This window comes from Ferruginibacter sp. (assembly GCF_031430955.1).
Taxonomy (GTDB): domain Bacteria; phylum Bacteroidota; class Bacteroidia; order Chitinophagales; family Chitinophagaceae; genus Ferruginibacter.
This window is the reverse complement of the sequence record NZ_JANPCM010000512.1, coordinates 1-11,810: the sequence shown is the minus strand read 5'-3', so window position 1 is coordinate 11,810 and position 11,810 is coordinate 1. Positions and strand designations below refer to the sequence as shown.

The following is an 11,810-nucleotide window of genomic DNA, read 5'->3' as shown; positions in this document are numbered from 1 at the left end:
TTGTAATTTTTGTAACGGCCTAAAAGTCCCAATCCCTGCTGATCGTAATCTGCGCCACGGTAATTATGGTAATCATCTGTTGATGGATCGCTCAGGGCATCCAAATATGCTTTAGAATTGGCTCCTGCTGTTATTCTTAACTGGTTAAGATATGCACTGCGTTTATTTACTTCTGCAGTATCGTCCAAACCATCCAATCCAACATCCTGGTAAAGCCTGTCATCGGGATTATTGCTGAATGCGTTGGTAACCTGAATTGGATTGCGTGGCACCCTGCCCCAATTAGAATTATCAACAGGTGAAGGTGCATTAGGTGTATTCAACCCGTTTTCGTAAAAACGTTTTCCATCTTTTAAAATATCTTCGGATACATTACCGAGGTTAAAATATAATTTACCGCCAGTGGATGTTTGAGGGTTAGGTCTTTTTTGAGAAGGTACAAAAGGATCCTGCAGCCAAAATTCTACAAACTCAATATTACCGGTTTCAAAATCTGTTTGATCTAAACTACGCATTAAACCACCCCAGCGCTGGTTAGGATTTATTAACTCACCATTAGGGGTAACGTTCACATCATCATAATTATACTGCCCCCGGTTTTTTGGATAATAAGACAAATCGAATGTTTGTAAAAAACTTTCGCCAAATCCAGTGGTTTTTTGAGGAAAAATTTCTTTTTGATATACCTGCCTTACCCGTGGATCGCTCAATTCGACCCTGTCGTTTGCAAGTGGGTTATTGCTTCCTTTATACTGCTGCAATAATTGCTCAATTTGATACCAGGCCAGCTTTGCCCTGTTTTTTCCATAATCAATATTATCGTTTAATGCAGCTTCAGGAAAAAGTATATTACCTAACCTATCTGTTGCACCAAAAGGAGTGGAAGCTAAAGTCCAGATGTTTTGAGGAAACCTTAAATCGATACCCGACTTACTGCTTTCAAAATCATCTATATAAGAAGTGCCTTTTGATCCTTTACCAATTTGTGGTGCATGGCCGGGTTTTAAAACAGCGCCTTCGGCAAATACGTTTACTGATGATGGAGCTGTGGTTTGATAAAAGGGTAATTTATCCAGCAATTTGGTTAACCGGGGTATGTCTTTACGGTAGTTAACATCCAGCCCATACATAGTGTTACGGATAGGATCTTCACCAATATTTGTTTTATTAAAGAAAGGCCTTTCGCCAAGGCGCACCATCGTGCCTCCAAAACTCAATTGTTCTTTAAGGGTATTTTTTGCATTGTAATCAAACCTTAACCCCATATAATTTCGCTGCTGCAGGCCAAAAGATGCATTGTTTTCGTAATTAACCTGCACCGGTATGCCTGAATTAATTACTGCTGAGTTGATGATTTTAATGGTACCTAAATCGTAATTAATATCATAATCAATTCCTTCAATTAAAGTTCTGCCACCGGCACTAACGGTTACCGAGCCACGCGGAATATTGTAGCCAATGGGTATATCGGACGATCCGGAAATTTTTGCTGAACCTTTTAAAACAAACCTGTTTAAATTGGGGAACTGTTGTGCCACTGCTTTAATAGAATCGTACAAAGCATAGAACAAAGTATCTTTTATTGTAGGGGAAGCAGGATTGGTGTAAATGCCCTGCGCTAAATCCCGGCCAAAAGGTTCCAGCACCGGAAACATTATGCGGCTGTATTGTGAGAAAACGGTGTAGCCTTCTACGTAATCAAACACACCATCGGGCTGGGGATCTAATTGGTTATTTAAACGGTCTAAGTTTATTAATGAAATTATGGGGAAGCCCGGGTTTTTATTTCCGAATGGTACATAACGTTTTAAACCAAGGCCTGGCTCCTGGTACAACACATCTAATTTAAAATCGGTTGGTGTTAATGTACCGTAGCCAATTGGATATACGTTTTTCAGCATCAAATCCCAAATGGGCAAGTTTGGCCTTTGAGATGTAGCTTTTAATAATTTTAAAAATAATATTTTTTGGGTGGCAGTGGTACTGTCTGGCGGAAGATCCTGAGAAAATTCTCCGACCTGGAAAATTTTTCCATTGTAAGAATACTGATAAGCAACTGCAAGCACTTCATCGGTTTGCAAAGGCTGGCTTAAAGAAATAAAACCAACTTTTGGATGAAAAGTATATTGTGTAGAATCTAACTTACGTGCAAATGTTTTTTCAAAATCCTGTACGGGTTGAAGCCCCAGGCCTAATAAATTATTATACACCAGTGCAGGGTCTCTGCTTGTAGGGTTAGCAGTTACAGATGAATAAAGTGTATTAGAAAAATTGGTAGGTATGCCGGGGTTAGGATTGCCATCTTCACCTAAATTCATTAATCCCACTACATCCCTTGTATCTGTGGTAGCACCATTTCTATTGGTAACCCAAACTTCCATTCTTAAAATTTGTATGGGAGCAGTTACCGCAGGTAAATTTTGCATTACCTTATTATAATTTGCCCTGAAATACTGAGCGGCCAAAAAGTGTCGGTTCTCTTCATATTCATCGGCCTTTACTTCAAATTGCTGTGATGATGAACCACCCTGTAAATTGGCAGATTGCCGTTGCGATTTTTGATTGGCCAGCACTGTAGTGATAAATAATTTACCAAACTGCAACTGTGTTTTTACACCAAACAATTGCTGGGCACCGGGTATTAATGTACTGCGGCTGGGGAAGGAAACATTACCCAGTTCAAAACGTTTTATTATTTCATCATCGAGGCCGGTATAATCTAATTTCAATTGATTATCCTGTCCAAAATTTGCCAGGGTATTATAACTGATAGGGAATTTTAATTTGCCGCCAATATCTGCATTTACATTTAGCTGCGCCTGCATATCAAAATCAAAACCACCGTTCTTTCTTGCCCTTTCCGGTAAGGTAGGGTTCTTGATATTTTGCCCCTGGTAACCTGCGGTTACATTAACATTGCCCTGCGGTGTAATATTTATTTTACCATTACCAAAAAGGCGGTTAAACAACCCATCGTAAATGGATAATTTAGGTTTTACTTTTCCCCTGTTGAGTATGCTGGTGGTATTGGCCCGTTTTTTAAAATAATCAATTTCCATTTGCCTGCCCCTCATTTGCCAATACTCTTCGGATGAATAAGAAGTAGGTGTACGGTAATATTTGTTACCTATTTTTTCGTAAACGATATAGCGCTTTGTTTTAGCATCGTAAACTATGGAATCTTTAAGGTTGGAGGGATTTTTTAAATCGTAAGTACTGCGCTTTGAATTGGAAACGGCATCTCCTCTTCTGTCCTGAATGGGAAAAACAAGTTTAGTATTACCTTTTGGCGAAGTAGTATCCTGAAAAAATAAAGGAGATTTTAAATTATACGGGTTTGCCGAAACTTTGTTTACAGCAACTATTGCCACTACAACTGACAGTATCCCACAGCAAATTATTTTCGGAAAAATTTTTCTGATAAGCAACATCCAATAAATCAATTAACGTAGAATTCTGTCAAATGGTTTTTAAGGCTTTTTTTAATAAATCTTCTAATTTAGATACAGATGGTTCTGATAGGATAACTTTTTGGATGGCTTGCTCTGCCTGCTGCCTTGATATACCAAGGGCAACTAAGGCATTTAACGCATCTTGCTCCAAACTATTGCTCCAATTGGGTGAAATAGTTTCGTTTAATGATTGTTTACTTAATTTATCTTTTAACTCCAGCACCAAACGTTCTGCAGTTTTTTTTCCTATGCCTTTCACACTCTCCAGCAACTTTACGTTGTTTTGCACAATTGCCCTGCTCACTTCTTCGGGTTTTAATGAGGACAGCATCATCCTTGCAGTAGCTGCTCCAATGCCCGAAACTCCTATCACTAAAAGGAAGATTTCTTTTTCCGCCTTTTCAAAAAAGCCGTACAACACATGCCCATCTTCTTTTACCTGCAAATGTGTAAATAGTTTTCCCTGATCGAGATTTTGAATATGCGAATAGGTATTTAAGCTGATATTTACTTCGTACCCCACACCATTAACATCTACATAAACCTGTGCCGGTGTTTTATCAATAAATTTTCCCTGCAGATATGCGTACATTACTCTGTTACTTGTTAAACGTTATTAAGTTACGGGTTAAGTAATACCACACTTTACTGCAATTTGCACAAACCTTTACTTTTACATAGCGAAAATAGGAATTATTTGTGAGGTTGGTTGTTAAAATAACTGTACCCATTTTTTATGTATTTTTACCCTTAATAATTTTACACATTCAACTTACAAAACAAACCCCTGACTTACATGCAAAAAATTACTGCTTCAATTACCGCCGTTGGTGGTTATGTACCCGATTATAAGCTTACCAATAAGGAATTAGAAACAATGGTGGATACCAACGATGAATGGATAAGAAGCAGAACCGGCGTAGAAGAGAGAAGGATTTTAAAAGGCGAAGGACTGGGCACCAGTGATTTGGCTGTACCTGCCGTTTTAGAATTGTGTAAAAAGCGGGGTATTACACCTGCTGAAATTGATTGTTTGATCTGTGCCACCGTAACACCCGATATGGTTTTTCCTGCTACAGCCAATATTATTTGCGATAAAGCCGGGGCTGTAAATGCATTTGGTTTTGATATTGGCGCAGCCTGCTCAGGTTTTTTATATGCTTTAACAACGGGTGCGGCATTTATTGAGAGTGGCCGCTATAAAAAGGTAGTGGTAGTGGGTGCAGATAAAATGAGCAGCATTATTGATTACAGCGACAGGGCCACCTGCATAATTTTTGGTGACGGTGCCGGAGCTGTTTTATTAGAGGCCAACCATGAAGGTAACGGCGTTTTAGACAGTATTTTAAAAAGTGACGGCAGCGGAAGACAATACCTGCACATGAAAGCGGGTGGCTCTGCAAAGCCTGCAACCGTTGAAACTGTTTTAGCAAAAGAACATTATGTGTACCAGGAAGGCCAGGCAGTTTTTAAATTTGCAGTGAAAGGTATGGCTGATGTTAGTTATGAATTGATGCAACGTAATAATTTAACTGCCGATGATATTGCATGGCTTGTACCACACCAGGCCAACTTAAGAATTATTGATGCTACCGCTAACCGCATGGGCCTGGATAAAGAAAAAGTAATGATCAATATTCAAAAATACGGCAATACCACTGCAGGCACATTACCGCTGTGTTTGTGGGATTGGGAAAAGCAATTGAAAAAAGGGGACAATATTATTTTGGCGGCTTTTGGTGGTGGGTTTACATGGGGGGCAACGTGGTTGAAGTGGGCTTATTAATGTCGCATTTTGTTATAAGAAAGAAGACAAAGCAAGAATGAATATGGCACGCTGAGGAACAGAGATTGCAGAAAAGTAATGAAATAGATCTATTGATTTCCTTTATTTTCTTATGAAAAAATAAGAAGATGAAGTTGAATGAATAACCCTGCCAAGATACAGAGATTGAAGGAAATAAAAATGCCCTTGAAAAAGGGCATTCTATATTTTAAAGTTGATAACTGATTACCATCTGCTACCACCACCGCCACCACGGTTGTTAGAATAACCGCCGCCGCTTCCACCACGACCGCCACCTGAATAACCACCACCGCCACCGGTTCTAGCTTCTCTTTCTTTAGCTACAGAAACAGACATTGCCCTGCCTTCTACTTCTTTGTTGTTAAGGCCAGCCATTGCAGCTTTTCCTTCTTCGTCGCTACTCATTTCTACAAAACCAAAACCACGGCTTCTGCCAGTTTCTCTGTCTGTAATTACTTTAGCAGAAGAAACTTCGCCATACTGAGAAAATAAATCCTGCAATTCTGCATCGGATGTGTTAAAACTTAAATTTGAAACATAAATGTTCATGATAAAAAAATTAAAATAATTAAATAAAATACCTGTGCAGTAAGGAGAAAGCAAACTAATAAAGACGGGAAAACTATTAACTGAGAAGATTAGAAAAAATAGAATCTATCAATGCTGTGAGCTAAATGCGATAAAACACAGTACAAACATAAACTAATTAGCCAATAAAAGTGTTTTTATTTTTAGGAAATGCTTTATCAGCTTAACCATCAGTTGCAATAAAGAAATTGCCTGATACGTTACTATACTAATTACCAGGCCTTAATTTTTATAACTGCTTTCCTTAAAATTATCCATTGGGCAAATAAATTTAATAAAATGGAGCTGCCGGGCAGGTATCTTTATTAACTATATTTGTATTAGCAAATTTAAAACTATGAAAAAAACAATTTTACTTTTATTAATTATCGCTGCATTTTCCAACAATAGCTTTTCGCAGGCAAGATATATTATACGTTTAAAAGATAAAGGTACCAGCCCCTACTCTATCGGCAATCCTTCAGCTTTTCTTACCAGCCGTGCAATTCAACGCAGAACGAGGTATAATATAAATATAGATTCGGCAGATTTACCAGTAACACCAAGGTATGTTGACAGCATTCGCTTAGCAGGTACAGTTACTATTTTAAATACTTCCAAATGGCTGAACCAGGTGGCTATTCAAACCAATGATGCAGCGGCTTTAGCTAAAATAAATACTTTTGCTTTTGTTTTAAGCAGCAGCCAAATTGCAAATATTAAAACAACTATCGACATACCAGTTAATAAACAATTAGATGCTCCCTTTAGCAACGCTTCTCTAAATCCTCCCGTACCTCAAAATGTAACTGCAGATTATTACAGTTACGGCCAATCGTACGGACAGGTACATATACATAATGGAGAATTTTTACACAACCGTGGTTTCAGGGGCGAAGGAATGCAAATGGCTGTGCTTGATGCAGGCTTTTTAAATTATTTAACGCTGCCTACTTTTGACAGTGTAAGAAACAACGGGCAAATTTTAGGCACTTGGGATTTTGTATCTAATAACGCAAGCGTAAATGAAGACCACCAGCATGGCATGAATTGCCTGAGCACTATTGCTGCAAATATGCCCGGTACTTTTGTTGGCACTGCACCTAAAACTGCTTTTTATTTGTACCGAACAGAAGAAGCTGCAACAGAATATCCTATTGAAGAACAAAACTGGGCAGCCGGCGCCGAGAGGGCCGATAGTTTAGGCGTTGACATCTGTTCTGTTTCCTTAGGTTATTCCACTTTTGATAATGCGGCTTACAACCATACTTATGCTGATATGGATGGCAATACCACCATTATTGCAAAGGCTGCTGATATTGCTGCAAAAAAAGGTATGCTGATTGTGGTGGCTGCAGGGAATGAGGGGTCGGGTGCCTGGCATTATATTATTTCGCCTGCAGATGCAGACAGTGTAATGGCTATTGGCGCAGTAAATACCAGCGGAGTTGTTGGTGGCTTTAGCAGTTACGGCCCCAGCAGCGATGGGCAAATAAAACCAAGCGTAGCCGCAGTAGGTGTTGGTGCTGTTGTCGCCAGCAGTGCAACAGGGCAACCTATTTTTGGTAATGGCACTTCTTTCGCCTGCCCTAATATGGCTGGGCTAAGCACCTGTTTATGGCAGGCTTTTCCCGAAGTAAATAATATGAGCATCATTAATACCTTACAGCAATCGGCTAACAGGGCGGCCAACCCTGATAACAGAACAGGCTATGGTATCCCTGATATGAAAAAGGCTTTTGTAATGCTGATAAAACAATTGTACTCCAAGCAAGCTGCTATTACCAACTGCAGTACATCTTTACAATGGAATGCAAAAACAGATTCAGTAATAAGTATTGTAGTGGAAAGAAAACTTACCACAGATGCAGATTATATTGCAGTGAATACAAAAACTTCTACCGGTGCATTTGCTGCCAGAAACTTTACTTATACAGATGACCTGACTACTATTACCAGCACCGTAGTTAAATACCGGCTTAAAATGTTTATTGCTGCCGATACCAGTTTTTATTTAGACTCTGTATCGTTAGCATTTACACCAAAGCCAAATTTTGGCGCTGATAAATCTGTATCGAGATGCAGTGACAGCAGTTTAAATTTAACCAGTTTGTACACTACAACTGGTTTAACTGCTATGTGGACACTAAGCGGAAATGCAGTTGCTAATCCAGCGGCAGTAAATACTCCGGGCACTTATGTTTTAACCGGTGTAAACAATTCCGGCTGTTCCGATACTGCATCAGTTGCTGTAAATTTTATTGCTAAACCTAACCTTGGCGCAGATAAAACTGCAGGCAAATGCCCTGACAGCAGTTTTAATTTAACTACACAATTCACCACCGCAGGTTTAACCACAAACTGGACGATTGGTGGTGCTGCAGTTGCAACACCTTCAGCAGTTACAGCAGCAGGAATTTATCAACTGGTTGTAATTAATTCTTCGGGGTGCAGCGATACGGCATTCCTGACTTTAAATAATACTGCACAACTTTGCCCCCCTGTAATTTTTAAAGACAGCATTACTGCCATTGGCCCCAACCCCGTAACTGATAAACTTAATGTAATCATTACAAAAAAAGATGCGGTAACAATTGAAATCTTTGTGCATACCAACTGGGGACAAAAAATTTACAGTTCAGTAAATCAGCACAGCCCCGGCAAAAAAATATACCAAATACCTATGAGGCAAATGGCCGCAGGTATTTATTATGTAAGCGTATTTGTGAATGATAAAAAAGAATTGGTGAAAAAGATTGTAAAACGTTAGCCATTTTTAAAAACAGCCACAAACATAGAGTCAGCTTTTTTATCGTAACCTTTTAATAATTCCATTTGCAGCAATTGCAGGAGGAGTTTTTCTTTTATAAATTCTGCTACTTCTTCATTTTCTTTTTTAAAAACAGAGCAGGTAATATAAAAAAGTAACCCATCTTTTTGCAGGTATGGAATTACATTGGATACAATTTGTTTTTGCCGTTGTGCATACCCATCAATAATAGCGGGTTTAAAATAAAAAAGATTTTCGGGTGTACGGCTCCAGGTGCCACTGCCAGTGCAGGGTGCATCGCAAATAATCATTTGGTAATTATTTACAGCAGGCGATTTTTCTGTACCCTTTGCTATGATGTCAGGAAATTGAAATCCATCAGTATTTAAATCTCCCAAAAAATAATTATAATCTTTTATACCTGCTTTTGTAAACCGCTGGTGAAGGTTTAGCAAGATAGTAAGCCTTACATCCGACACCGTTAGCAGCACATGCCTTTTTAAAATATCAAATAACAATATTGATTTGCCACCGCTTGCGGCACAGCAATCCCAAACGGTTACCGGCTTTTTTTTATCCACTACAAAATCTTTAAGGTAATTAAATACCTGCTGTGAGTTATAATCCTGTATCACGGCTTCCCTGTCTGCGGCAATTAAACCATCTAATTTTGTGGCGTTGGATAAGGCTATGCAATCTTCATCGATTAATGCCAATGGAATTTTTGCTTTTTGCAATTTATCCACCAGCATATTTTTTTTATGTGGCCTTATCCTTAAAAAAAGTTTAGGCTGCTTTAAAAAAGATTCAGAAAATTTTGAAAAATTTATTCCTGCAGAAAGCTCTTCTTTATAATCAAATATTTTTTGTGCAGGAAAATTAATAAGGTCAATTTTTTCTGCCACCGGTTTGGCAATCCAATCATCCCATTCCGGGTAAAAATAATGTACAATCTCGTTATGAAACTGTTCGCTTAAAAAAAGGCCTTTCAAAATATTAAGGTCATTAATTTCTTCCACTGCCCTGCCCAGCCTGAAGTAACTGTAGCATAAGGAAGCGATGTGCTTTCTGTCGGTAGAGCCAAACTTTTTTTGAGTGGAGAAAAATTTTTTTAAGTAAGCGGAAAATGGTTCTTCGCCATTATATAATTGCAGTATTTTTTTAGCAGTATTTAAATAGGATTGGTAACGCATTTATTGAATTAAGGTTTTCGGATTTAAAATTAACCAACTTAAACTTGTAATGCTATTTATTTTTAAACATCAATTTTAAAAACATGAGCCACAGTTTCAAACTAAAATATATTTACGGCTAACACCATAATTTAAAATCTTAAATTCCACATTTAGATTTTTATAACTCCAGCAAACTTTTTACAGGGTCTTTTCCAAACAATAACAATGCAGGATTTTCCAACAACTCTTTTATTCTCACTAAAAAACTAACCGATTCCCTGCCATCAATAATTCTGTGATCGTAACTTAAAGCCAGGTACATCATTGGTTTTATTACCACCTGCCCGTTAACTGCCATTGGCCGATGCAAAATATTATGCATACCTAAGATAGCCGATTGCGGAATATTAATAATGGGTGTACTCATCATAGAACCAAAAATACCACCGTTGGTTATGGTGAAAGTTCCACCAGTCATTTCTTCTATAGTTAATTTATTATCTTTTGCTTTTGTAGCCAGCTCCACCACTTTCTTTTCAATTTCCGCCATGCTTAAACTTTCTGCATTGCGTATAACGGGCACCACTAAGCCTTTTGGTGCGCTAACAGCAATGGAGATATCGCAGTAGTCGTGATAAATAACATTCTCACCATCAATATAAGCATTAACCGATGGCCATTCCATTAAAGCATAAGTACAGGCTTTGGTAAAAAAACTCATGAAGCCTAAATTAACGCCGTGGCCTTCTTTAAATTTATCTTTGTACTTAGTTCTTATTTCCATTATAGCACTCATGTCCACTTCGTTAAAAGTGGTGAGCATGGCTGTAGTATTTTTAGCTTCTACTAAACGGCGGCTGATAGTTTTACGCAGGTTACTCATTTTCTCCGGCCTGTCGTTGCGGCCAAACATTGTAACACCGGGTTTGCGACCAGGGTTATTTAGTGCTTCCAAAACATCCTGCTTAACAATTTTTCCGTTGGAGCCTGTGGCGGTAACCGTTTTTACATCTACTTTTTTATCTGCAATTATTGCGGCGGCAACGGGGGTTGCTTTGGTATCGTTAGCAGGTTCGTTTAGGGGTTTAGGGTTTAGAGGTTTAGATTCTTGGGCTTTAGCAGCAACCATATCTTTTGCTGGTTCAGCCTTTACTCCTTCAGGTTTTGCGGCATCGGTATCAATACTGCAAACTATATCTCCTATTTTTAAGGTATCGCCTTCTTTAGCAATAGTCTTAATTACACCAGCCTGCTCAGCATTTAATTCAAAAGTAGCTTTCTCACTTTCCAGTTCTGCAATTACTTCGTCACGGTTTGCATACTCACCATCTTTTTTTAACCACTTTACCAGGGTTACTTCGCTTATACTTTCGCCAACAGTGGGAACTTTAATATCAATAGCCATTTATAAACTCTTTTTTAGTAGTGCAAATTTCGGGGAAAATAAATGATTATGGAAATTGATTTCTAGAAATGAAAATGGCAAGAAATCACGGTGAAGAGTGGAGACCGCAGAGAAGGCAATTATTTTTTCAAGTGCAAATAATAATTTTAAAAAATGATAATGCCTTTATTTTAAAAAATTATCAGGGTAAATTTTATGCGCCTAAGTATCCTTTTAAAATTTTGCAACGGGAAGCCGTTCTTAATTTTGTAATGGCTTTATCTTTTATCTGCCTTACTCTTTCACGTGTAAGGTTAAATCTTTCGCCAATATCTTCCAGGCTTAATGCATGGTCTATACCAATACCAAAGAAAAAACGGATCACATCTTTTTGCCTTTCGGAGAGGGTGCTTAACGAACGTTCTATTTCGGTTTTTAAAGAGGCATTCAACACTTCAAAATCGGTACCAATAGCATTGGGGTTTATCATTACATCCATCAGTGTATTATCTTCTCCATCCATTAATGGCTGATCCATACTTACATGCCTGATGCCTGCACCTAATGTTGCCCTTACTTCTTCAATATCCATCTCTAAAAAAGTAGCCAGTTCTTCTGCACTTGGCTCTCTTTCAAACTCCTGCTCCAGTAAAGA

8 protein-coding genes are annotated in these 11,810 nt (G+C 38.3%); 2 read left to right on the top strand and 6 right to left on the bottom strand.

Annotated features, from left to right (window positions below):
- Nucleotides 1-3,371, bottom strand: a 3,371-nt coding sequence (gene sov / locus ACY65O_RS14480; protein WP_462221571.1) for a T9SS outer membrane translocon Sov/SprA, incomplete at its 3' end; no start/stop codon positions are given.
- Nucleotides 3,372-3,459: 88 nt separating this feature from the next.
- Nucleotides 3,460-4,044, bottom strand: a complete 585-nt coding sequence (gene ruvA, locus ACY65O_RS14475) for a Holliday junction branch migration protein RuvA (protein ID WP_462221570.1) — start codon at nucleotides 4,042-4,044, stop codon at nucleotides 3,460-3,462.
- A gap of 204 nt (nucleotides 4,045-4,248) precedes the next feature.
- On the opposite strand from ruvA, the gene ACY65O_RS14470 reads away from it, so the two are divergent.
- Complete coding sequence (locus ACY65O_RS14470) at nucleotides 4,249-5,238, top strand: beta-ketoacyl-ACP synthase III (RefSeq protein ID WP_462221569.1); 990 nt, start codon at nucleotides 4,249-4,251, stop codon at nucleotides 5,236-5,238.
- Between the two features lie 225 nt (nucleotides 5,239-5,463).
- Here the strand turns inward: ACY65O_RS14470 and ACY65O_RS14465 are convergent, their stop codons facing one another.
- On the bottom strand, nucleotides 5,464-5,808 hold the full coding sequence (locus ACY65O_RS14465; protein WP_462221568.1) for an RNA recognition motif domain-containing protein: 345 nt from the start codon (nucleotides 5,806-5,808) through the stop codon (nucleotides 5,464-5,466).
- A gap of 376 nt (nucleotides 5,809-6,184) precedes the next feature.
- Here ACY65O_RS14465 and ACY65O_RS14460 point away from each other — a divergent pair, with 376 nt between their 5' ends.
- Complete coding sequence (locus ACY65O_RS14460) at nucleotides 6,185-8,596, top strand: S8 family serine peptidase (RefSeq protein WP_462221567.1); 2,412 nt, start codon at nucleotides 6,185-6,187, stop codon at nucleotides 8,594-8,596.
- On the opposite strand, the gene ACY65O_RS14455 is transcribed toward ACY65O_RS14460, so the two are convergent.
- The 3 genes from ACY65O_RS14455 to ACY65O_RS14445 all read right to left on the bottom strand — a co-directional run.
- Nucleotides 8,593-9,789 (bottom strand): RsmB/NOP family class I SAM-dependent RNA methyltransferase, encoded by a 1,197-nt coding sequence (locus ACY65O_RS14455; RefSeq protein ID WP_462221566.1) that lies wholly within the window; start codon nucleotides 9,787-9,789, stop codon nucleotides 8,593-8,595. The two genes, ACY65O_RS14460 and ACY65O_RS14455, sit on opposite strands and share 4 nt — an antisense overlap.
- 160 nt (nucleotides 9,790-9,949) lie before the next feature.
- Nucleotides 9,950-11,176, bottom strand: coding sequence for a 2-oxoglutarate dehydrogenase complex dihydrolipoyllysine-residue succinyltransferase (odhB, locus tag ACY65O_RS14450; protein WP_462221565.1), 1,227 nt, complete (start codon nucleotides 11,174-11,176; stop codon nucleotides 9,950-9,952).
- Between the two features lie 193 nt (nucleotides 11,177-11,369).
- A partial coding sequence (locus ACY65O_RS14445; protein ID WP_462221564.1) for a sigma factor-like helix-turn-helix DNA-binding protein occupies nucleotides 11,370-11,810 on the bottom strand: 441 nt, incomplete at its 5' end.